Source organism: Sphaerisporangium perillae (genome assembly GCF_023276435.1).
GTDB lineage: Bacteria > Actinomycetota > Actinomycetes > Streptosporangiales > Streptosporangiaceae > Sphaerisporangium > Sphaerisporangium perillae.
This window is the reverse complement of the sequence record NZ_JALLPO010000050.1, coordinates 42,285-64,619: the sequence shown is the minus strand read 5'-3', so window position 1 is coordinate 64,619 and position 22,335 is coordinate 42,285. Positions and strand designations below refer to the sequence as shown.

Annotated in this window: 15 protein-coding genes; 7 read left to right on the top strand and 8 right to left on the bottom strand. The window is 73.8% G+C overall.

What is annotated here, in order from left to right; translation table 11 throughout:
- The coding region (locus tag MYF83_RS36005) for an MFS transporter (protein WP_248965269.1) at nt 1-1,160 on the top strand (1,160 nt) is incomplete at its 5' end.
- 2 nt (nt 1,161-1,162) lie between these two features.
- On the opposite strand, the gene MYF83_RS36000 is transcribed toward MYF83_RS36005, so the two are convergent.
- The 3 genes from MYF83_RS36000 to mmuM form a co-directional block, all read right to left on the bottom strand.
- On the bottom strand, nt 1,163-2,491 hold the full coding sequence (locus MYF83_RS36000; protein WP_248965268.1) for an FMN-binding glutamate synthase family protein: 1,329 nt from the start codon (nt 2,489-2,491) through the stop codon (nt 1,163-1,165).
- Between the two features lies 1 nt (nt 2,492).
- Nucleotides 2,493-3,239 carry a hypothetical protein gene (locus MYF83_RS35995; protein ID WP_248965266.1) on the bottom strand — a complete coding sequence of 249 codons (747 nt, stop codon included), beginning with the start codon at nt 3,237-3,239 and terminating at the stop codon, nt 2,493-2,495.
- A gap of 145 nt (nt 3,240-3,384) precedes the next feature.
- Nucleotides 3,385-4,269, bottom strand: a complete 885-nt coding sequence (gene mmuM / locus MYF83_RS35990; protein ID WP_248965264.1) for a homocysteine S-methyltransferase — start codon at nt 4,267-4,269, stop codon at nt 3,385-3,387.
- Between the two features lie 171 nt (nt 4,270-4,440).
- Here mmuM and MYF83_RS35985 point away from each other — a divergent pair, with 171 nt between their 5' ends.
- Nucleotides 4,441-7,536: a DEAD/DEAH box helicase gene (locus MYF83_RS35985; protein ID WP_248965262.1), complete on the top strand. Its 3,096-nt coding sequence runs from the start codon at nt 4,441-4,443 to the stop codon at nt 7,534-7,536.
- 53 nt (nt 7,537-7,589) lie between these two features.
- Complete coding sequence (locus tag MYF83_RS44035) at nt 7,590-8,417, top strand: SWIM zinc finger family protein (protein ID WP_248965260.1); 828 nt, start codon at nt 7,590-7,592, stop codon at nt 8,415-8,417.
- A gap of 8 nt (nt 8,418-8,425) precedes the next feature.
- On the opposite strand, the gene MYF83_RS35975 is transcribed toward MYF83_RS44035, so the two are convergent.
- On the bottom strand, nt 8,426-10,975 hold the full coding sequence (locus MYF83_RS35975) for a VIT domain-containing protein (RefSeq protein ID WP_248965259.1): 2,550 nt from the start codon (nt 10,973-10,975) through the stop codon (nt 8,426-8,428).
- Entirely contained in the window at nt 10,972-12,045 is a 1,074-nt protein-coding gene (locus MYF83_RS43345; RefSeq protein WP_279340521.1) for a MerR family transcriptional regulator, read from the bottom strand. Before MYF83_RS43345 ends, MYF83_RS35975 begins: the two co-directional genes overlap by 4 nt.
- A 110-nt stretch (nt 12,046-12,155) precedes the next feature.
- Here MYF83_RS43345 and MYF83_RS35965 point away from each other — a divergent pair, with 110 nt between their 5' ends.
- Complete coding sequence (locus MYF83_RS35965) at nt 12,156-12,623, top strand: Dps family protein (RefSeq protein ID WP_248965258.1); 468 nt, start codon at nt 12,156-12,158, stop codon at nt 12,621-12,623.
- Nucleotides 12,624-12,803: 180 nt separating this feature from the next.
- Here the strand turns inward: MYF83_RS35965 and MYF83_RS35960 are convergent, their stop codons facing one another.
- Both MYF83_RS35960 and MYF83_RS35955 read right to left on the bottom strand, forming a co-directional pair.
- Complete coding sequence (locus MYF83_RS35960) at nt 12,804-16,301, bottom strand: P-loop NTPase fold protein (protein ID WP_248965256.1); 3,498 nt, start codon at nt 16,299-16,301, stop codon at nt 12,804-12,806.
- A 179-nt stretch (nt 16,302-16,480) separates the two neighbouring features.
- Nucleotides 16,481-17,392, bottom strand: coding sequence for a bifunctional helix-turn-helix transcriptional regulator/GNAT family N-acetyltransferase (locus tag MYF83_RS35955; RefSeq protein WP_248965254.1), 912 nt, complete (start codon nt 17,390-17,392; stop codon nt 16,481-16,483).
- Between the two features lie 137 nt (nt 17,393-17,529).
- Between MYF83_RS35955 and MYF83_RS35950 the strand changes: the two genes are divergently transcribed.
- The 3 genes from MYF83_RS35950 (at nt 17,530) to thiI (ending at nt 21,195) form a co-directional block, all read left to right on the top strand.
- Nucleotides 17,530-18,567: a lactonase family protein gene (locus tag MYF83_RS35950; RefSeq protein ID WP_248965253.1), complete on the top strand. Its 1,038-nt coding sequence runs from the start codon at nt 17,530-17,532 to the stop codon at nt 18,565-18,567.
- Nucleotides 18,568-18,715: 148 nt separating this feature from the next.
- Nucleotides 18,716-19,741, top strand: coding sequence for a 6-phosphofructokinase (locus MYF83_RS35945; RefSeq protein ID WP_248965252.1), 1,026 nt, complete (start codon nt 18,716-18,718; stop codon nt 19,739-19,741).
- Nucleotides 19,742-19,941: 200 nt separating this feature from the next.
- The gene (gene thiI / locus MYF83_RS35940; RefSeq protein ID WP_248965250.1) at nt 19,942-21,195 is read left to right on the top strand and encodes a tRNA uracil 4-sulfurtransferase ThiI; all 1,254 of its coding nucleotides are present in this window, start codon (nt 19,942-19,944) and stop codon (nt 21,193-21,195) included.
- Between the two features lie 105 nt (nt 21,196-21,300).
- Here the strand turns inward: thiI and aroF are convergent.
- The coding region (gene aroF / locus MYF83_RS35935) for a 3-deoxy-7-phosphoheptulonate synthase (RefSeq protein WP_248965249.1) at nt 21,301-22,335 on the bottom strand (1,035 nt) is incomplete at its 5' end.

Genomic DNA, 22,335 nt, shown 5'->3' with positions numbered 1-22,335 from the left:
TGTCCGACGGCCTGGTCCCGGTGGTCGCCGGGCGGGTTCTGCAGGGATGCGGGATCGGCGTTATCCCGCTCGGGATCAGCATCATGCGGGATGAGCTGCCGCCCGAAAGGCTCGGCTCGGCCATGGCACTGATGAGCGCCACCCTCGGCGTGGGCGGCGCCATCGGCCTGCCGCTCGCCGCGTTCATCGCCCAGCACGCCGACTGGCACGCGCTGTTCTGGATGGCCGCCGTGGTCGGACTCCTCGACCTGCTGCTGGTCGCCGCGGTGGTCCCCGAGTCGCCGCTGCGCACTGTCGCGCGGTTCGACTTCCCCGGCGCCGCCGGGCTGACGGCGGGCCTGGTCTGCCTGCTCCTGGCGATCACCAAGGGCGGTGACTGGGGCTGGGGGAGCGGCCTGACCCTCGGCCTGTTCGCCGCCGCGGTGGTGATCCTGCTGCTGTGGGGGGTCATGGAGCTGCGCATCCGCGACCCCCTGGTCGACCTGCGCACCACGGCCCGCCGCCCGGTCCTGCTGACCAACCTCGCCTCGGTGGTCGCCGGCTTCGCGATGTTCGCGATGTCCCTCGTCCTGCCGACCCTGCTGCAGAGCCCGCGGTCCACCGGATACGGCCTCGGGCTCTCGCTGTTCGAGGCGGGCCTGTGCCTCGCGCCGGGCGGGCTGGTCATGATGCTGCTCTCGCCGCTGTCCGCCCGCATCACCCGGCGGTGGGGCCCGAAGGTCGCGCTGATGCTCGGCACGCTGGTGATCGCCGTCGGCTATGCCGCCACGCTCGGCCTGATGCGCTCGGCCTGGCAGGTGGTCCTCGGCTCCTCGGTGATCGCGGCCGGGATCGGCCTGGCGTACGCCGCGATGCCGGCGCTGATCATGACCTCGGTCCCGCTGTCGGAGACCGCGGCGGCCAACGGGCTGAACGCGCTCATGCGCTCGATCGGCACCTCGGCCTCCAGCGCGGTGATCAGCGTCGTGCTGGCCCAGATGACGCTGTCGTCAGGGCCGTTCACGCTGCCGTCGCTGCGCGGGCTGCAGGTGGCCATCGTGATCGCGTGCGGGGTGGCCGTCCTCGGCGCGCTGATCACGTACTTCATCCCCGGGCGGTCGCGGCCGGACAGGCGGACGGGCGGGCCGGTGACCGGCGGCCTCGCCCGCTCCACGGGCTGACCTCAGCCGGAGGCGCCGTGCGGGCCGGTGACGCCGGGGATCCAGGAGGTGCCGGCGAGGGGCACCCGCGCCATCGCGGCGGCCTCCACGGTCAGTGCGACGAGGTCTCCGGCGTCGAGCTGGTGCACCGACGACTTGCCGCAGGCCCGGGCGAGCATCGCCGCCTCCATGGTCAGCGCCCGCAGGTAGTTGGCCACCCGCTCGGCGCCGAAGTCCGGGTCGAGGCGGTCGGCCAGCATGTCGTCCTGCGTGGCGATGCCCACCGGGCAGCCGCCGGTGTGGCAGGCGGTGCAGGAGCCGGGGACCGTGCCGAGCGCCCGGTAGCCGAGGCTGACGTCCGCCCCGGTGTCGTCGGAGGGGGAGTTGCAGCCGAGCGCTATGAGCGCGGCCACCCCGACCGACACCGCGTCGGCGCCCAGGGCCAGCGCCTTGGCCACGTCGGCGCCGCTGCGGACGCCTCCGGAGATCACCAGCTGCACCTCGTTCTCGACCGACAGCCCGCGCAGCGTGTCGGCCGCCAGCCGGGTCGCCGCGAGCGTCGGGATGCCGGTGTGCTCGATGAAGACGTCCTGCGCCGCCCCGGTTCCGCCCTGCATGCCGTCCACCACGATCACGTCGGCGCCCGCCTCGACCGCGTGCCGGACGTCCGAGGCCACCCGCGCCGCGCCGATCTTGACGTACACCGGGATGCGCCAGGAGGTGACCTCCCGCAGCTCCTCGATCTTGACGCGCAGGCCGTCGGGCCCGGTCCAGTCGGGATGGCGGCTCGCCGAGCGCTGGTCCAGGCCCTCGGGCAGGTCGCGCATGAACGCCACGGGGGTCGTGACCTTCTGGCCGAGCAGCACGCCGCCACCTCCCGGCGTGGCGCCCTGGCCGAGGACGATCTCGACCGCGTCCGCCGAGCGCAGGTGGTCGGGGTCGAAGCCGTACCGGGAGGGGAGGCACTGGTAGACCAGCGTCCTGGCGGCGTCGCGCTCCACCGGGCCCATGCCGCCGTCTCCGGTCGTCGTCGAGGTGCCGGTCATGGTGGCCGCCCGGCCGAGCGCCTCCTTGGCGCCGGCCGACAGCGCGCCGAACGACATCCCGGCGATCGTGACGGGGATGTCCAGGACGACGGGTTCCTCGGCGTTGCGCGTGCCGAGGACCGTACGGGTGTCGCACTGCTCCAGGTAGCCGTCGAGGGGCGCGGGGGACAGCCCGGCCGACAGGATGAGCAGGTCGTCGAAGCCCGGCACGGCGCGCCTGGCCCCCCAGCCGCGCACCTCGCAGCCGCCGAGCCTGGCCCGCTCCTGGATCTGCGCGATCACGTCCGGCGAGAAGGTGTGGCTCAACTCAGTAGCCTCCGGGATCGTCGTGGTGGCGGCTCTGGAGCTGGTAGAGCCGGCGTGCGGAGACGACCTTGGTGACGCTCGCCGGGGAGACGTGGTCGAACCCGCATTCGTCCGCGAGGACCTTCACGAACGTCACGTCGTGCTCGTCGATCTCCTCCACGACGGCGCCGGAACCAAGGCCGGCGATCCTGCCTCCGACGTAGACGACCGCCTCGTACAGGGAGTCCCCGAGGCGGGGTCCGGCGTCGCCCCCGATCAGGATGACGCCGGACTGCGCCAGGTACCCGCAGTAGGCGCCCGCGTTCCCGCCGATCGCCAGCGTCGCGCCCTTGAGCGAGATGCCCGCGTACGAGGAGCAGCCCCCGTCCACCACCACGACCCCGCCCCGCGCGGAGGCCGCGGCGCTCTGGCCCGCCGAGCCCCGCACGTGGACGTCGCCCGACATCAGGTTCTCGGCGACGCCGACGCCGGCGGAGCCGTTCACCGTGACGCGGGCCCGCTTGCCGAGCCCGCCGGCGTAGCAGCCCGCCGGTCCGTCGATCCTCACCTGGACCGGCGCGTCCAGGCCCACCGCGAGGTTGTGCCTCCCGGCGGGGTTGGTCACGAGGGCCCGGCCGTACGGCAGGGCCTGGAGTGACCGGTTGATCTCCCGGGTGGTCATGGCGGAGGCGTCCAGAGTCACCTCGGCGCCGGGCGGCGCCCCTTGCCTTCCGGCCCGCTGGTCAGGCGGATGCGGCGGGGACGTCATCGCGCCTCCTGTTGACAGCCGTGCGTCGGTGCCTGTCAGGAGTGAACCGTGACAATGTTGCCGCAGTGATGCCCATGGATGACCGCGGTGTTACCGGCGGGCCACTATTCATCCCGGGGCCGCTCTCCCCTCGGCGGTGCGGCGATCAGGCCAGTTCGTCCCGGATTCGGCGGATGTGCTCGGGGGTCGTACGGCAGCAGCCGCCGATGAAGGAGGCGCCCGCGTCCCGCCACTCCCGCGCGGCGGCGCCGAACTCCACCGGGTCCGCGACGCCCGTCCATCGGTGGTTCTCCGCGTCCCAGTTCTCGCCGGAGTTCGGGTACACCACGATCGGCGAGCCGCTGATGTGGCTGATCAGGCTCTTGACGTCGCTCGGGGCCGTGCAGTTGATCCCGACGGCCACCACCTGGGGGTTCCCGGCGAACAGGGCGGCGCAGTCGGCCAGCCTCGTCCCGTCGCCGATGTGGTCGCCGTCCCGGCAGGAGAAGCTCACCCAAGCGTTCACGTTCGGGGTCTCCTCCAGCAGCCGGGCGATCGCCCGGGCCTCGGCGTAGGAGGGGATCGTCTCGCACGCCAGCAGGTCGGCCTCGGTCTCCGCGAGCACCTCCCAGCGAGGACGGTGCCACTCGACCAGGCCGTCCTCGTCCAGGTCGTAGTCCCCGGTGTACTCGGCGCCGTTGGCGAGGTAGGCCCCGTACGGGCCGACGCTGGCCGCGATCACGCCCCCGCCCGCCTCGTCCCTGGCCTCGGTCGCGAGCTCCACGGACAGCTGTATGAGCGCCCGGGCCTCCTCCCGCGCGCGGCCCCGCCGGACGAACGCGGGGAAGCTCGCCTGGTAGCTCGCCGTCGTGGCCACATCGGCGCCGGCGGCGAAGTAGTCGAGGTGGGCCTGGCGGATGACGGCGGGGTTCTCGAAGAGCAGCTTGGCCGACCACAGCTCATCACGCAGGTCGCAGCCGAGCGCCTCCAGATGCGTGGCGAGGCCGCCGTCCAGGATCACAACATCGGTCTCATTGGGCTGGAAACTCACCCATATACCCTATGTGTCAGCAGACCAGGCGCTGCGCGCGGCGCGGCTCATCCCTTCCCTCGCCTGTGCCGGTACCGTGCAGGGCGAGGAGAACGAGCCGCCACCGTGTAACGGCGCCACGGCGGCGGACGATGGGCAGGCGGCCGGCGGTCGACAGGCGGGGGTGGTCATGTGCTCGTGGTTCACGGTGCCTGGAGCGATGGCGGGCTGGCGCTGTGGGCCGAGGACACCTCCCCGTCTCCTCAGGCGCCGTCGACCCCGGGCCCGCACGGCAGTGCGAGGGCCGGCCGGCGGGGCGCGGGGCGCCCGCATCCGTTCGCCGCGCCGCCGTCCGCCCTCGCCGCCGCCCTCGGCATGGCGATCGCCCCGGCCCCCGGGCAGGGGATCGCCCCGGCCCCCGGACGGGCGGCCGCCCAGGACGGCGAGCTGACGCTGTGGCTCCCCGGCACGGCGAGGGGCCCCCTGCCCTCGCCCGAGTCGGGCCTGGAGAGCGCGGCCCGCGCCCCGAAGATCTCCGCATGGCGCGTGCCCGCGCTGTTCCTGCGCTCCACCGAGGCCCTGCGCCTGCTGGGCACGCTGTCCGGCCCGCACGAGCTCCCCGAACGCGAACCGGGCACTCCCGAGTGGGGGCCGGGCACCTCGCTGCGCTATCTGGCCGTGGTGGCCGAGCACGCCCGCACGCTCGTCAGGCGCGGCAGGGTGCTGCCCCAGCTCGTGGCCGAGGACGGCGGGCACGCCGCCCGCTGGCGGCCCGTGCTGACCGGCGCGGACGCGACCGCCTTCCGGGAACTCGCCGCCGCGATGCCGCCCGTCTGCCGTGCCGCCGGAGGCGAACGCCCGGCGGCGGGGGTGCTGCGCGAGGCCCTCGCGGCGCTCGCCGACGGCGTGGCGCGCCTGTCGCTGCCCGACCGGCTGCTGCGCGGCAACCGTCCCGGCACGAACAGCACCCTGTCCGAGCGCTGGCTGGCAGCCCTCACGGGCGAGGACGCGGCCGTCCCGGGCGCCGACGGGCCCGAGGCCAAGGCCCTCGGCGGCGCGCTCGGCGACTGGCTCCACTCGGCGCACCAGATGGACGGGCCCATCCGGGTCTGCTTCCGCCTGAGCGAGCCCGAAGGCGACGCCGACACCTGGGGGCTGGAGTTCGCCCTGCAGTCGGTCGAGGACCCGAGCCTGTACGTGCCCGCCGCCGTGCTGTGGGAAGGGGAGCGCGTCCCCGGCCTGCCCAGGCGCCCGGACGAGACGCTGCTCGCCGGGCTCGGCCGCGCCGTGCGGCTCTGCCCCGAACTGCACACGGCACTGCGCGACCCGAAGCCGTCCGGCATGGTGGTCGACACCGCCTGGGCGTTCGGATTCCTGCGCCGGGCCGCCCCGCTGCTCCAGGCCGCGGGGTACGGCGTCCGGCTGCCCGCGTGGGCGGGACGCAAGAGCCTCGGCCTGAAGCTCACCACGCGCACCCGCACGGCCACCCCCGCGCGCGCCGCCGCGGGTCAGGGGTTCGGGCTGGGCGAGCTGGTGGACTTTAGGGTCGACCTGGCCGTAGGCGACCACACGATCAGCGAGGAGGAGCTGGAGGAGCTGGCGAGGCTCAAGGTCCCCCTCGTGCGGGTGCGCGGCCAGTGGGTCGAGCTGGACGACCGGCAGCTCAAGGCGGCGCTCTCGGCGATGGAGCGGCGCCGGGCGGGCGAGATGACGGTCGCCGAGGTGGTCCAGGAGGTCGTGAGCGGCGGCGACGAGGAACTGCCGCTGGTCGGCGTGGACGCCGACGGCCTCCTCGGGGACCTGCTGTCCGGCGAGGCCGAGAGGCGGCTCGCGGCGGTCACCACCCCGCAGACCTTCAACGGCAGCCTCCGCCCCTATCAGGAGCGCGGCCTGTCGTGGCTGAGTTTCCTGTCCGGCGTCGGCCTCGGCGGCATCCTGGCGGACGACATGGGTTTGGGGAAAACCGCACAAACCCTCTCGTTGCTGCTGGAGGAGCGGGCCGGCGGGCCGGCCGCGCCGACCTTGCTGGTGTGCCCGATGTCGCTGGTCAGCAACTGGCAGAAGGAGGCGGCGCGGTTCGCGCCATCGCTGCGGGTCTACGTCCACCACGGCGGCACCCGCAAGCGCGACGACGAGCTCGCCCAGGTCGTTGGCGACGCCGACCTGGTCATCACGACGTACGGGACGGCGCTCCGCGACGCCGGAGTCCTCGCCGGGTTCACCTGGGGCAGGGTGGTCTGCGACGAGGCACAGGCGATCAAGAACAGCTCCGCCCGCCAGGCCCAGGCCGTGCGGTCCATCCCGGCCCGCACGCGTCTCGCGCTGACCGGCACCCCGGTGGAGAACCACCTCGCCGAACTCTGGTCGATCATGGAGTTCTGCAACCCCGGCCTGCTCGGCCCGGCCAAGCGGTTCCGCGAGCGCTACCAGGAGCCGATCGAGGCGCGCGGCGACGAGGACGCCGCCAGGGCGCTCAAACGGGCCACCGGGCCGTTCGTCCTGCGCCGCCTGAAGACCGACAAGACGATCATCTCCGACCTGCCCGAGAAGCTGGAGATGAAGGTCTGGTGCACGCTCACCCCCGAGCAGGCCAGCCTCTACCAGGCCGTCGTCAACGACATGATGGACAAGATCGCCGACACCGAGGGCATCGAGCGGCGCGGCAACGTCCTGGCGACGATGACCCGGCTCAAGCAGGTGTGCAACCATCCCGCCCACCTGCTCAAGGACGGCTCCCGGCTCGCCGGCCGCTCCGGCAAGCTCGCCCGGCTGGAGGAGCTGGCCGAGGAGATCCTCGAAGAGGGGGACAAGGCGCTGGTCTTCACCCAGTACGCCGAGTTCGGGTCCCTGCTCCAGCCCTACCTCGCCGCCCACCTGGACCGGCCGGTGCTGTGGCTGCACGGCGGGCTCGCCAAGAAGAAACGCGACGAGCTGGTCGAACGGTTCCAGAACGGCGACGAGCCGACGGTCTTCCTGCTGTCGCTCAAGGCGGCCGGCACGGGCCTGAACCTCACCGCCGCCAACCACGTGATCCACGTCGACCGCTGGTGGAACCCCGCCGTGGAGGACCAGGCCACCGACCGGGCGTTCCGCATCGGCCAGACCAGGAACGTCCAGGTCAGGAAGTTCATCTGCGCGGGCACCCTGGAGGAGCGCATCGACGAGATGATCGAGCGGAAGAAGGCCCTGGCCGAGCGCGTCGTCGGCACCGGCGAAGACTGGATCACCGGCCTGTCCACCGAACAGCTCCGCGACCTGTTCCGCCTCGACCCCCAGGCGGTGAGCTGACGTGACGATGTTGACGATGTACGGGAAGCGCGGCTTCGAGGCGGTGAGCTGACGTGCCTGTCGGAAAGGGCGGCTGGTTCGAGTCCTCCGGGCCCATCCGGGTCGAGGGCGGCATCCAGGCGCGCAGCAAGCGAGGGTCGATCGGCGAGCAGTGGTGGTCGCGCCGGTTCATCGACATCCTCGAGCGCATCTGCGACTCCGGCCGGCTCAGCCGCGGGCGCGCGTACGCCAGGAAGGGCCAGGTGCTGGAGATCGACCTCGCGCCCGGCCTGGTGAAGGCCCGGGTGCAGGGGTCGCGGCCGGAACCGTACCGCGTCTCGGTCCGCATCCCGGCCTACGGCGAGGCCGAATGGGCCGCCGTCCAGGAGGCGCTCGCCGGGCAGGCGCTCTACCGCGCCAAGCTGCTCGCGGGCGAGATGCCGCCGGAGATAGTGGAGGTCTTCGACGCGCTCGGCCTGCCCCTCTTCCCTGCGGAACTGGACATGGAGTGCTCGTGCCCCGACTGGGGCTTTCCCTGCAAGCACCTGTCCGCCGTGCTCTACCTGCTGGCCGAGGCGTTCGACGACGACCCGTTCCTGGTGCTCGCCTGGCGCGGGCGCGCCAAGGAGCCCCTGCTCGACGCCCTGCGCGGGATGCCCGGCGAGGAGGAGACCCCTGACCCGTTCCACGTGGACGACGTGCCGTTCGCCGAGCGGGTCGACGACTTCTACGCGTCCCCGGTCCCGCTCGGCCGCCTGCGTCCGCGCCCCGGCGGCTCGACCGCGCCGCCGGAACTCCTCCTGCGCGCCCTCGAACCCCCTGCGGTCAAGGTCCGCCACATCCCGCTGCTGGACATCCTCCGCCCCACCTACCGCCGGCTCGGCTCCCCCGAGGACACCTAGCCGGCGGATCAGGGGCGCTTCCAGAATGACGGGCGCCCGCCGCGTGGGCGGTCCTGAGCGCCGGGACCACCGGCGCCCGCCTGCGGACCCGGGCCCGCGGGGTCGTCGTGGCCCGGACCGGTCAGGTCGGTCAGGGTCTTGACGGTGCGGAGCCACAGGGCGTGGATGTCCGCGCCGGGGGTCGTCTCGCAGGCCGACAGCTCGCGGGCCAGCGCCAAGAGCGTGTCGTCGCCGCCGAGGTAGGCGGCCAGGGCGGCCAGGCGGCTGCCGAGGTCGGCCAGGTACCTGCGGCGCTCCGGCTCCGGCAGCGACTCCTGGGCGCGCAGCCGGACCAGCTCCTCGGCAAGCTGCGGCCGTACGATGTCCACCGAATGCGGGACGGGCCGCGCGGGCGGCGCCATCTTGGGGCTCGAGGGGCGGGCGAACATCCGGCCGCGCGGGGCGCCCGGCACGGCGGGAGGCGCCTGGGGCGCGGCGAACGGTCCCGGCTGCCCGCCGAAAGCCGCGTCGCCGGGACCACCAGGGCCACCCGGGGCGGCGGCTCCGCCGGCCATGAGGCGGTCGTCCTGCCCGGTGGCAGTGAAGATCGCGGGTGCGGCGGCGGTGGTGTAGGCCATCGGGGCGGCCGCGGCCATCGGAGCCGGGTAGGCGGGCATCTCCCAGCCGCTCGGCATCTCGACCGGCTGGACGACCCGGTGCCCCGGCCCGCCCTCGGCGACGACGCGCGTGTCCACGGCCACGAAGGCGGTGAACCGGCACAGCACCCCGTGCCGGAGGGAGGCGGCGACGATGTCCTGCTCGAGGCCGTGATCGCCGATCGCGTAGCGGTCCTCCAGGCGGCGCAGGTGGGCCCGGGCCCAGATGGCCCTCGGCGCCTCGCCCTCGGCGGGCCTGCCGTCCAGCCGGCGCTCCCACGGTCCACCGTCGGCTCGCAGCCCGTGAACGGTGACCGTCCCGTGGGCCGCGCCGCGGAACCGGCCGTAGACGGTCAGCGGCACACCGGAGTAGAGCGAGCCGAGGTGCGTCACGGTGCCGGGCAGGACGTCCAGCGCGTCGGCCTTGAGCGTCAGGCCGGTGACCAGCGGCGAGCCGATCCGGCGGTGGATGTGCTCCATCGCCTCGTCCAGGCGGTCCTCGGACTCGACCAGCTCGCAGCGGCCGGCGCCGAGACCGGCCAGCCGGCCGAGGAAGCCGGCGTTCACGGCCCGGTCGACGCCGACGGTGTGCACGCGCACGGCCGCGAGCCGCGAGCCGAGGCGTTCGAGGATCTGGTCCTCGTTGCCGACCTGCCCGTCGGTGACCAGGACGAGCACCCGCTCCCTGGCGGGGTCGTCCAGCAGGCCGAGCGCCTGCTCCATGGGCTGGAGCATCTCGGTGCCGCCCCGCGCCTCCAGGCGGGCGAGATGCTCGATGGCGCGGTAGCGGTTGCGGTCGGTCGCCGGGACCAGGCCCGCGCCGAGGCTTTCCGGGCGCTCCACGACGCTGTCGAACGAGAGCACGGCGAACCGGTCGGCGGAGGTGAGCGTGTCGACGATGCGCGCCGCCGCGCGGCGGGCGGCGACCATCTTCCAGCCCGTCATGCTGCCGGAGCGGTCGAGCAGCAGGGCGACGTCCCTCGGCCGCCGCTGGACGTCGCCGTCCGCCGGAGGCAGCACGGTGAGGACGAAGGTGCCGTCACCGTCGGCGCCAAGGCCGGCGGTGTCCGTGCCGGTCGGCGTGCCGGTGTCACCCTCGGTGGCGTCGGTGGCGGCGCGGTCCGCTACGAGGGTCAGCGAGCTGGAGGCGCCGAACGACAGGCGCAGGATGAAGTCACGGTCGAGGCGCTCGCCGGGCTGGAGCCGGACGACGCCCTCCTCCTGGGTGACGACGTGCAGGCTGGACCGCATCTCCGTCAGGTCGAGCCCCGCGGGGTCGACGTGGGCGGTGAGCGCCAGCCGCACGGGATTGGGGAAGCCGGGCAGCAGGACCGGCGGGGTGATCCGCGAGGCGTCCGGCACGGCGTCGGTGTCGGGGGCCACGCCGTCCCCGGCCGCGAGATCGTCCAGCGGCGCGCCCGGGATGTAGCGGGGGGCGACGACGAGCGGGAAGCGGAACGTCGCCGCGCCGTCCTCGTACGGGAGGGGCTGGCTGAGCGTCAGCCGCACCGTGACCCGCTCGCCGGGGACGATGTTGCCGACCCGCATGGTGAAGACGTCCGGCCGTTCCTCCTCGGCGATGGCGGCCCGGCGTCCCTCCGCGATGGCCCGGTCGTAGTCGTGGCGGGCCTGGCCGCGCTCCTTGAGCACGCCCTCGACCACCCGGTCGTCCGCCTCCATGCGGAAGGCGGTCACCGCCGCGCGGTCGGGCAGCGGGAAGATGTACGTCGCCTCCAGCGGGACGTCGTAGGGATTGCGGAACCCCTGCGCGACCTCCACGCCGCAGGTGAGCGCGGTGATCCGCGCGTCGACCTCGACGCTCTCCAGCGGGAGGTTGCCCTTGCCGGTCCGCAGCGCGCCGAGGCCCGCGTCGGGCATCGGGGTGCACTCGCCGGGCTTCAATGAGCTGATCTGGACGGTCATGATTGCGACCTTTCGGGCGAGGACGGGCTTTCGGGCGAGGACGGGTCGGAGTCGGAACGGAGGGGAGCGGCGCCGGCGGGACCGGCGAGGTCCCGCTCGCGCAGCGAGGCGAGCAGCGGAGCGGCGGCCTCCCGCAGCGCGGCGATGTCGCCGGGCGCCGGCGGCCGCCCTTCGAGCAGCAGCGTGACCCCCGCCGCCAGCCGCACGCCGTGGACCAGGTCGTCCGCGGGCGGGAGGACCGGAAGGACCGGGAGGCCGCCGGCCCGCCGGCTCGGGGGAGCGGGGAGTGCCTGTTCCGGGCCGAAGGGCGCCGCGAGGAACCCCGCCGGCGCGCCCTCCACCCCGGGGACGGCCGGGACGGGGACGACCGGGGCCGGGGCGGGGATCTCAGGGGGCGGCGACACCTGCGAGGTCCGGGTGCCGGTCGCCGGGAGGTGCGCTCCGGCCGGGGCTCTGGAATCGGCCGGCACAGGGATCGTGGGGGCGGGCGTGACGGTCTCCGCGGAGGCGGGGCTCGCGGGGGTCGTGACGGGGGACGGCGCGACGGCGGCGGGGCGTGCCGTCCAGAAGCGCGGGCGGGCGGCGGGCGCCGGCGTGTCACCGGAGTGGGCGGGCGGCGTGTCACCGGGGTGGGCGGGCGGCGTGGGGTCCGCCGGCCCGTCACCGGGATGGGCCGGCGGTGCGGCGGCCGCCGGTCTGGCGGCGGGGGATCCGGCCACGCCGTCGCCGTGATGGTCGCCCTGGGTGAGCCCGGCCGTCACGGAGAGCCCGGCGATCTGCTCCAGCGTGGTGTCGGTCGCGCCGGCCAGCTCGGCCTGGATGTCGGCGATGGAACGGCCGTCCGCCTGGCGGCGCTTGATCGCGACGAGCTGGAGGAGGTGGCGCCTGCCGTACAGCGCGACCCTGCCCCGGCGGGTCAGCGGGGGATCGAGCAGGCCGATCGTCGTGTACCAGCGGATGAGCCGCTCGTTGGGCACGTCTCGAACCCGGCCGTTGGGCCGCGGCGGCGTGCGCGGCAGCAGGTGCGCCGCGTGCTCCACCAGCTCGCCGATGGTCCAGGTGTCACTCATGGTTCCATACTGACACTGCAATCATTACACTGTCAATGTTTAGGAGATGGCAGACCGGTTAGGGCGTTCTATGTAAGAGGCCATAAACCACTCTTGAGGGGGAGAACTTCATGGCCCAGATCACCAGCCCGCTGTCGAGCGACAAGCAGAAGATCGTCGGTGAGGCGCTCCAGGGCACACTGATAGACCTGCTCGACCTCTCACTCGTGGGCAAGCAGGCCCACTGGAACCTGATCGGCCGCAACTTCCGCTCGCTGCACCTGCAGCTGGACGAGATCGTGGCCATCGCACGGGCCGGCGCCGACAGCGTGGCCGAGCGCGCGGTCGCCCTCGGCGTCAACCCCGACGGGCGCGCGAGCACCGTAGCCCGCGACAGCCAGGTAGGGGCGCTGGAGGCCGGATACATCGAGGACGGCAAGGTCGTCGCCACCTTCACCGACATCCTCGGCGCGATGATCTCGCGCATGCGCGAGCGGATCACCGCGACGGAGGAGCCCGACCCGGTCACCCAGGATCTCCTCATAGAGGTCACGGAGGACCTGGAGAAGCAGCACTGGATGGTCCAGGCCCAGCGCTGACCTCCTGCGGGCGCCCGCGGCCCTGAGGGTGTACGAGGGCCCGCGCGGCGCTGAGGGTGTACGAGGGCCCGCGCGGCGCTGACGGTGTACGGGGCCCGCGCGGCGTCGCGTTCGTACGGGTGCTCGCGGGCGTTCCGTGCGAGGCGGCGGGCCGGGAGGGGTTCACCTGCATCCTCACTGTCAGAGCAGATCGCGGGCCAGATGGGCGATCGGGGGCCGGGCGGACAGCAGGGCGCGGAGCGCGTCCCAGCGTGCCGTCCCGGTCCTCGCGTTCCTGAGCAGGCCGGCGTCGGCCAGAGCCCGAGCCCATTCGTCCTGGCCTGGACGGGTGGCCGCCCGTTCCAGCAGTTCGAGGACCGTCCGGCCCGCCCTCCCGTCGCCTGGCCGCCCGCCGCCGGGTTCCCCATCGGTGGGCGAGGGCGACATTTCCGAAATGCCCGACAGTGAGCATGAAGCCGGTCTGGCGGAGTCCGATGACGTGCACGACGGGCCGTCCCACTCCCTGGCCAGCAGGGACAGCAGGTGCGGCCAGCGGATGGTCAGCACCGCGAGCTTGGCCACCTCCTCGTCCGTCGCCTTCGGCGCCCCGGCCAGGGCGTGGCGGTAGGTCACGAAGGAGTAGAACCGGAACACGTTCACGTACCGCTTCAGCTCGCGCGGATTGCTCAGCGTGAGCGCGGGCAACACGCGCGCGATGGCGGTGAAGGCGCTCTCGTCGCTGTAGAGGTCGTCATAGACCCGGTCGGCCGCCAGCCGCGCCGCCGCCGACAGCCCTCCGATCATGTCGTCGGCGGGCGCCCCCGGAGTCCCGCCCGCCGCCGGATCCCCGTCATGGGCGTTCGCGCGGATCACCGGCACCCGCCTGCGAGGCGGCGCGAGGGGGGAACCGGGCCCGGGGCGGCCCGGACGGGGGATCCCCGCCGCCGGCCCGTGGGGCGGCCCGAGCCCCAGCGTCTCCTGCGCCCTGCGGGCGACGGCGTCCAGGTCGCCGGCCGTCGGCCCCATGGCCCTGATCGCCGCCTCGATGCGGTCGACCAGCTCAGGGTCGGGCCGGGGCGCGGCGCCCGTCCGGTCCCGGCCGATCCCCTGCGCCGCGCCGCCGCCGAGCCGCCGGCGGTCCATTCGCCCCTCGGCGTCCCCGTCGGTCCGGGGGCGGGCGTCGTGGGCTGCGGGGTCCCCGTCCGTCCAGGGGCGGGTGCCATGCCGTGCGGCGTCACCGTCCGTCCGGCCGCGGGTGTCGGCCCGGGTGCGGTCTCCGTCCGTCCGGTCGCCGGGCTCGTACCGCGCGGCGGGCACGTCCAGGAGGGTACGCAGGTAGGCGGGAAGCCGGTCGCCGTCGTCCAGCAGGGGGACGCTCAGCGGGAGCTGCACGATCTTCTCCAGGAACCGCCACCCGAGCCCCGAGCGCTCCTCGGCCGGCGCCGGAAGGGTGCGGGCGAGGTCGCGGTAGGCGACCTCCACGTGCGCCGCGACGACCTCGGGCTCCATCGCCAGCACGAACACGCAGTTGGGGAACTCCCCGGCGAGGAAGAGGTTCACGGCCTCGATGACCTGCGCCACCGTGCCGGGCGAACACCGGTCGAGGTCGTCCACGAACACGACCAGCGGACGCTCCTCGGTGGCCACCATGCCGAGCACCCGGCGCATGTCGGTCTGCACCAGGTGCAGGAAGCCCGTCCTGGACCGGTAGCCGGGGTCGGGGGCCAGCTCTCGCGCGACCTCCGGCGCCCCGCCGAGCAGATCCGGCTGGCGGACGAGCCGGGTGAACGCGGTGTCCGCCGACTCGCCGAAGAACCGCGCGAGCCGTACGGCCCCGGCGGCCAGCACGATCAGGGAACCGCCCGACCCGATGGCCGCGGCCGCGCCGCGCAGGAGTGATCCGGCGACCGGCACCAGGGCCGCGGCGGCGAGCGCGGCGGCGGTGACCAGCAGGGTGGCGCAGAACCCCAGCGCGACCGGCAGCAGGCGCGTCGCGGCCATCCGGTAGGCCCGCCGGCGCACCGCCTCCCGGTCGATGCGGGCGAGGTTGAGCGCGAGCCAGAACCGTTCCCGCTCGCCGCGGGGGAGCCGGCCGGTGACCTGGCTGATGATCTCGTGGGCGAGCCCGGCCCAAACCTGCTCGCCGCTCTGGTACATCCACGGGTTGAACCAGACGGTCGGGCGCCAGTCGGCGTGCCGTAGCGGCAGCTCGCCCGGGACGGCGTGCTCCGCGCCCGCGCTCTCCGGGACCTTGACCCGCGCGAGCACCTCGGCGTTGGTCACCCGCCCCGCCTCCGTCCCGTCCGCTCGGGGACCGGGTGCCTTGCGCGCGCCCGTTCGGACCCCGCGCGTCTTCCTCCGGCCCGGTCGCATCCGCCTCCCGCGCGCCCGCCCGGCCTCGTGCGCGGGATTGAGGTGGATCTCTGCGGGGCGGTCCTCGGCGGCACCGGGGTCGAGCAGGTCCTGGACCATGCGCATCAGCGACGTCTTGCCGGCGCCCCACGGCCCCTTGATCCCGATGGTCAAGGGCGGCCGGGTCTCGGGGTGGCGGATGAACGCCGCGACGGCCTCGGCGTGGACCCGGTGCCCGAGCCGGTCCTGGATGGTCCACCGGTCGCCGGTCAGCCGGGCGCGGGGCTGGACGGTGCGGCGCGCGGCCCGCCACCGGCGCAGGACGGCGGAGACCTGGGCCAGCTCGGCCGGGTCCAGCCGCCCGGCGAGGGCCGGGCGCACGGCGGGATCGGCGAACGGCGTGTCCTGCCCGAGCAGCCCCCAGGCCGCGAGCTCCCGGAGCGCCTCGCCCGGCGGGGTGCCCTCCGTGAGCAGCTCGGCCGTCTCCGGGGTGAGCGGCTCGTCCTCGGCGAGCAGGCTCGCGCGGCGCAGCAGCTCTCTGGCGTCCTCGCCCAGGTGGACGTCGTAGATCCGGCCGACCAGCTCGGCCGCCGAGCTCGCGGGAACCGTGTCGCCCACCGCCGCCAGACGGGCGAGGGCGGCCGCGAAGGCCGAGCCGAGATCGCGTACCGACTCCCGCGCCGAGGCGACGCCGATCAGCTCGCCCTCTCCGTAGGTGAGCAGATAGGGCCGCCGGTCGGCCCCGAGGCCGGCGAAGCGCTCCTCGGCGTACCGGTACAGGTCACCGACGGAGATGGTGCCGTCCCGGTCGAGGTCCGCCTCGCCGGACAGGATGCCGTCGGCGAGGATCGCCGTGAGCGAGACGGCGCGGCCGGGGCGCGCTCCGGGCATGGTGGCGCTGGTGGTGAGCGCGGCGGCGGCGGCGACCGGTTCGCCTTTGACGTCGAGGCGGCTCAGCGTCTCGTGCGGCCCGCCGGGGTTGGCCGTCACGAGCCACCCGAAGTCGACGACCAGGAGCAGCGCGGCCCCGTCGGAGCGTTCGACGCGGCGGGCGAACTCGCCCATGAGCGCCCTGAACTGGCCCGGGCCCCAGCCCGACTCGGTGGACCAGCGGACCAGGAGCAGGTCGCCCGGCTCGACGGTGTCGAGGAACGCGCCCACCCGCCGGTGGTCGCCCGCGTCGCACTCGGCCGTCTCGACCGCGTACCCCTCGCTGGTCAGGGCGTGGACGAGCCTGCGATCGGCTCCGCCCCCCGCCCTGGTCACGCTCTCGCGGTCGAGGAAGACCAGGGCCCTGCGGGTTCTGATCGTCGGAGCGGGCGGCGCTGAAACGATCATCGAGGTCATCGGCGGGCTCCCCATGGCCGGGCGGCGGGCTCGACGCCCCTGGACCGCCGGGCCGCGCGACGTGGCGCACCAGCGATGGTCCCAGAGGCCCGGCCGACCCTAGGCCGGGGGCGAGCGCCCGCGACCGGCCCTTTGCCGCAAGTTTGCCCTCCTTCGACGGGCGTCCCGGCTCCGCGCGGTCACAGGTCGCGCGACCAGTACTGGACGGTGACCTCGGCGCCGTAGGCCCGTTCGGCGTGCTGCTCGTCGAGCTCGAACCCGGCCCGCTGGTACAGGTGCCGGGCGGCGGCGAGCACGTCGACGGTCATGAGCACGATGCGCTCGTAGCCGGCCCGCGCGGCGAACACCAGGCACTCCTCGACGAGGCGGCGGCCGATGCCCATGCCGCGCGCGGACGGCTCGACGAGGAGCAGCCGGAGCTGGGCCGTGCGGTCGTCCTTCCTGACGCAGAAGATCGAGCCGGCGGGCGACCCGCCGACCTCGGCGATCCAGGCCGCCTCGCGCTTGGGGTCGTGGTCCCGCACGTAGTCGGCGACGATGCGGCCGGTCAGCGCCTCGAAGGTCTCGTCCCAGCCGTACTCCTGGGCGTACAGCACGCCGTGGCGGTGGACCACCCATCCGAGGTCGCCGGGGCGGGGCGGGCGGATGACGTACCCGCCGGGCGCGGGACCGCCGTCCAGGATGCCCTGGATGGTGGTCATGGCCGAGATGAGGCGCCGCCGGTCCTCCTCGCTCACGGGGGCGAGCATGGCGCGCACCCCGGAGGCGGAGGCCTGGTCGAGCGTCCGGTAGACGGCCTGGCCGCGCTCGCTGAGGCGGACGACCTGGCGGCGCGCGTCGTCGGGGGAGCGTTCCCTGGTGAGGAGGTCGTCGCCCTCGAACCGGGCAAGCATCCGGCTGAGGTACCCCGCGTCCAGGCCGAGCAGCCGCCGCAGCTCTCCGGTCTCCATCGCCTCTTTCCGGTCCAGCTCGAACAGCACCCTCGCCTCGGTGAGGGAGTACGGCGTGTCGTGCATCCCGGCCCCGAGCACGCCGATGACGCGCGTGTAGAAGCGGTTGAACGCGCGGACCCCGGCGACGAGCTCGTCCATCGTTGCTCCAATCAAGTAATCCGTTGACCAAGTCAAGCATGTTCGCGACGGGAGCTCCAGACCGCGGCGGTGACGCGCGGAAGACGGCGGTGCTCCCATCAAGATCGGAGCGGGCCTGTGGCGGTATCGTCGATCACATGACTTCCGGGTGCGACGTGCTCTACATCGGCGGATACACACCTGACACCGGGGGGACTGGCGCCGGGCTGACCGCGGTCCGCGTAGAGGCGGACGGAGCGCTCAAGGCGCTCGCCGAGACCGCCGCGCCCGGTCCCTCCTTCCTCGCTTCGCACCCCCGGCTGCCCGTGCTCTACGCCGCGCTGGAGTGCGAGGAGGGCGGCGTGGCCGCCTACTCCGCCGATCCGGAGGGCCCGGCCCTGCTCGCCGACGGGGCCAGCGGCGGCTCCTACCCCTGCCATCTGGCCGTGGACCCGACCGGCACCTGGCTCGCGGTCGCCAACTACGGCGACGGCACGGTCGCGATCTTCCGGCTGGGCAGCTCCGGGCTGTTCCAGGGCCGGCCGAAGCTCTTCCCGAACCGCGGCCACGGCCCCGACCCAGCCAGGCAGGCCGAGCCGCACGCGCACCAGGCGGTGTTCGGCCCCGGCGACGTGCTGCACGTCACCGACCTCGGCACCGACGAGGTCCGCCGCTACCGCGTCGGCGCCGAGCCGGCCCCGCACCCCGATGGCCCGGTACGGCTGGCGCCGGGCAGCGGCCCGCGCCACATGGTCTTCCACGCCGACCGCTGGTACGTCGCCGGGGAGCTGGACGGCACGATCGCCGTCTACGACGCCTCCTGGCGCGAGCTCGGCCGCACCCGGGCCAGCGACACCACGGGGGCGAACCTCGTCTCGCACATCGCGATCTCCGGCGACGGCCGCCACCTCTACGTCGCCAACCGGGGCCCCGACACCCTCTCGGTCTTCGCGGTCACGGAGACCGGCGGCGAGGGGACCGGGCTCGCCCGGGTGGCCGAGGTCGGGTCGGGCGGGCTGTGGCCCCGTCACTTCGCGCTGGCGGGCGACCGCATGTACGTCGCCAACCAGCGCTCCGACGCGGTCACGGCGTTCGCCCTGCGCGACGGGGTCCCCGTGCCCACCGGGGAAGGCTTCGAGGTGGGCAGTCCCTCCTGCGTGCTCGTCCCGCCGGCGCGAGCGGGCCGGGAAGGGTGAGCGACCCCTCTCACGTCTTGGTCTAGACCATTGTTACCGGCTGGGGCACAATGCCTTGCGTCGGCGGCCACAGCGATGCCCCTGGGCGTCCTGGCCGCCGCGTCTCTCACCGTAGTCTGACTGTGTACCCCATCGGGAGGAACCCGCCATGCGTATCGGAGTGCTCACTGGGGGCGGCGACTGCCCCGGCCTCAACGCGGTCATCCGTGCCGTCGTCCGCAAGGGCGTCGGCATCTACGGCCACGAGTTCGTGGGTTTCCGCGACGGCTGGCGCGGCCCGCTCGAGGGCGAGACGATGCCGCTGGAGATCCAGACCGTGCGCGGCATCCTCCCGCGCGGCGGCACGATCCTCGGCTCCTCGCGGACCAACCCCATCAAGATCGAGGGCGGCGTCGACCGCATCAAGAGGAACCTCGCCGAGGGCGGCGTCGACGCCCTCATCGCGATCGGCGGCGAGGACACCTTGGGCGTCGCCAAGCAGCTGTTCGACCTCGGGGTCAACGTCGTCGGCGTGCCCAAGACGATCGACAACGACCTGAACGCCACCGACTACACCTTCGGCTTCGACACGGCCGTCAACATCGCCACCGAGGCGATCGACCGCCTGCACACCACGGCCGAGTCCCACCACCGCGCGCTGATCTGCGAGGTCATGGGCCGTCACGCCGGCTGGATCGCGTTGCACGCCGGCATGGCGGGCGGGGCCAACGTCATCCTGATCCCCGAGAAGCCCTTCGACATCGACAAGGTCTGCGAGTACGTCGAGAGCCGCTTCAAGACCCGCTACTCGCCCATCATCGTGGTCGCCGAGGGCGCCCACCCGCTCGAGGGCCAGATGGCGCTGCAGGCAGGCGAGCTGGACGCCTTCGGCCACGTCCGCCTCGGCGGCATCGGCGAGCAGCTCGCCCACGAGATCGAGAAGCGCACCGGCAAGGAGGCCCGCACCACCGTGCTCGGCCACGTGCAGCGCGGTGGCACGCCCAGCGCGTACGACCGGGTGCTCGCGACCCGCTTCGGCCTGCAGGCGATCGACGCCGCCCACGAGGGCGACTTCGGCAAGATGGTCGCGCTGCGCGGCACCGACATCGTCCGGGTCGGCCTGGACGAGGCGACCTCCGAGCTCAAGACCGTGCCGCCGTCCCGCTACGAGGAGGCCGAGGTCTTCTTCGGCTGATCGGCCCCGCGTCGTGGCGACGCCCCGGCCCCCGCGGCCGGGGCGCGTGCCAACCTCCACGAGACGCGCGGCGGTTAGAGGGTCCTGTCAGAGGGATCCGGCAGGCCCTCATCCGGGATAAATTGAAGAGGCCCCACGCTGGTACCGCTTTGTACCGGCATGTCCGTCCCTGATCTCCCAGTACCGCCCGGAGGCGTTCCATGTCCGTCGTGCCCCCGTCAGCTCTGGGTGAGCCGTGCGTGCTGCTCAAACTGGGCGAGGTCGTCCTCAAGGGGAAGAATCGCGAGCTGTTCGAGCGGCGGCTGCAGGCCAACATCAAGGCGGCGCTGAAGGGCTTCGGCGTCAAGATCGACCTCCGGCAGCGCCACGGCGTCATCGCGATCCTGCTGCCCGAGGGCACCACCGTGGAGACGGCCGACGCCATCGCGCGCCGCCTCACCGACGTGATCGGCCTGGTGTGGATCCACCGCGCCTGGCGGGTCGCGAAGGACCCCGACGCCGTCACCGCGGCGGCGCTCGAGCTGGTCGCCGGACGTCCCGAGGTCGAGCGCCGGGCGACCTTCGCGGTGCGCTCCCGCCGCCGCGACAAGCGGTTCCCGCTGCGTTCCAACGAGCTCGACCGCATGGTCGGCGGCGAGATCAACGACAAGTACGGCCTGCCGGTGCGCCTGAAGAACCCCGAGCTGACCGTGCACATCGAGGTCGACAGGGACGAGGTGTTCGTCTTCACCGACGGCCTGCCCGGCCAGGGCGGGCTGCCGGTGGGCACCAGCGGGCGCGGCCTGGTGCTGATGTCCGGCGGCATCGACTCGCCGGTCGCCGCCTACCGCATGCTCCGGCGCGGCCTGCAGGTCGACTTCCTGCACTTCTCCGGCATCCCCTTCACGACGTCGGAGTCCATCTACAAGGCCTACGCGCTGGTCCGGGCCCTGAGCAAGTTCCAGGGCAGGGCGCGGCTGTTCGTGGTGCCGTTCGGCAAGGCGCAGCAGTCGCTCAAGGCGTCCGGCGCCGACCGCCTGCAGGTCGTCGCCCAGCGCCGTCTCATGCTCAAGACCGCCGAGGAGGTCGCCCACCGGCTGCGGCGCGGCGTGCTGATCACCGGAGACTCGCTCGGCCAGGTCTCCTCGCAGACCCTGCAGAACATCACCGCGCTCGACGACGCGGTCAGCCTGCCCATCCTGCGGCCGCTCATCGGCATGGACAAGACCGAGATCATGGCGGAGGCGCGGCGCATCGGCACGCTGGAGATCTCCGAGCTGCCCGACGAGGACTGCTGCACCCTGCTCACCCCGCGCCGGGCCGAGACGCGCGCCAAGATCGCCGACCTGCGGCAGATCGAGAAGCGCCTGGACGCCGAGGAGCTCGCCGTCCAGCTCGCCGACTCCGTCCAGGAGTACAAGTTCGACGACGCCGTCCAGGAGGACAAGCTCAGCGCCCAGCCCTCCGGCGTCTGAGCGCGCCGGCGGGAGAGCGGCCCCCGCCGTGGGGGCCGCCCGGCCGTCCGGGTCCGCGGCCGGACCCGCCGGGCCTTCGGGGGACGCCCTCCGCCGGCCGGGGGGTTATGCCACCGGGGCGAACGCCGTGGCGGCGGTGCGGTTCATCAGGGGCGGGAAGTCGCGCATGATGCGGGCCAGCTCGTCGAGGTCGCCGTCGACGAGGGCCTGGGGGCCGTCGCAGAGCGCGTGGTCGGGGCTGGGGTGGACGTCGATGATCACTCCGTCGGCTCCCACGGCGATCGCCGAGCGCGTGAGCGGCAGCACCAGGTCACGGCGGCCGCCCGAGTGCGAGGGGTCGATGATGACCGGCAGGTGCGAGAGCCGCTGCGCCACCGGCACGGCGGAGACGTCCAGGGTGTTGCGGGTGGCGGTCTCGAAGGTGCGGATGCCGCGCTCGCACAGCACGATGTCGAGGTTGCCGCGCTGCGCGATGTACTCGGCGGCCATCAGCCATTCCTCGATCGTGGCGTTCATGCCGCGCTTCAGCATGACCGGCCGGCCGATCGACCCCACGGCCTGCAGCAGCGCGAAGTTCTGCGCGTTGCGGGTGCCGACCTGCAGCATGTCGGCGTAGGAGGCGACCAGTTCCACGTCGTGGGCGTCGACCACCTCGGTCACGATCGGCAGCCCGGTCTCGTCCCGTACGTCGGCGAGGATGCGCAGGCCCGCCTCGCCCAGCCCCTGGAAGGCGTAGGGGGAGGTGCGGGGCTTGTACGCGCCGCCGCGCAGCAGGGTCGCGCCGGCGGCCTGGGCCATCCGGGCGGCCGCGAGCGTCTGGTCGGCCGTCTCGACCGCGCACGGCCCGGCTATCAGCGTGACGGTGTCCGGGCCGATCGGCACGCCCCCCACGCGCACCGTCGACCTGTCGGGATGGTTCTCCCGGCTCACGAGCTTGTAGGGCGTGGAGACGCGCATGACCTCGGCCACACCTCGCATGCCGCCCAGGTTCAGGCTGCCGAACTGGGCGATGTCGCCGACGAGGCCGATGATCGTCCGATTTACGCCACGGCTGACGAACGCGTCACCGCCCGCCGTGGCGACGAGGTCGACGATGGAGTCGACGTCCTGCCGTGTGGCCTGGGGGGCCATGACGATGAC

Excerpts from the sequence above, each read along its gene's own strand:
- MYF83_RS35995 (WP_248965266.1), bottom strand. The coding sequence starts at position 3,239 with ATGACGTCCCCGCCGCATCCGCCTGACCAGCGGGCCGGAAGGCAAGGG.
- MYF83_RS35975 (WP_248965259.1), bottom strand. The coding sequence starts at position 10,975 with ATGACCGTCCAGATCAGCTCATTGAAGCCCGGCGAGTGCACCCCGATG.
- MYF83_RS43345 (WP_279340521.1), bottom strand. The coding sequence starts at position 12,045 with ATGAGTGACACCTGGACCATCGGCGAGCTGGTGGAGCACGCGGCGCAC.
- MYF83_RS35965 (WP_248965258.1), top strand. The coding sequence starts at position 12,156 with ATGGCCCAGATCACCAGCCCGCTGTCGAGCGACAAGCAGAAGATCGTC.
- MYF83_RS35960 (WP_248965256.1), bottom strand. The coding sequence starts at position 16,301 with ATGACCTCGATGATCGTTTCAGCGCCGCCCGCTCCGACGATCAGAACC.
- MYF83_RS35955 (WP_248965254.1), bottom strand. The coding sequence starts at position 17,392 with ATGGACGAGCTCGTCGCCGGGGTCCGCGCGTTCAACCGCTTCTACACG.
- MYF83_RS35950 (WP_248965253.1), top strand. The coding sequence starts at position 17,530 with ATGACTTCCGGGTGCGACGTGCTCTACATCGGCGGATACACACCTGAC.
- MYF83_RS35945 (WP_248965252.1), top strand. The coding sequence starts at position 18,716 with ATGCGTATCGGAGTGCTCACTGGGGGCGGCGACTGCCCCGGCCTCAAC.
- thiI (WP_248965250.1), top strand. The coding sequence starts at position 19,942 with ATGTCCGTCGTGCCCCCGTCAGCTCTGGGTGAGCCGTGCGTGCTGCTC.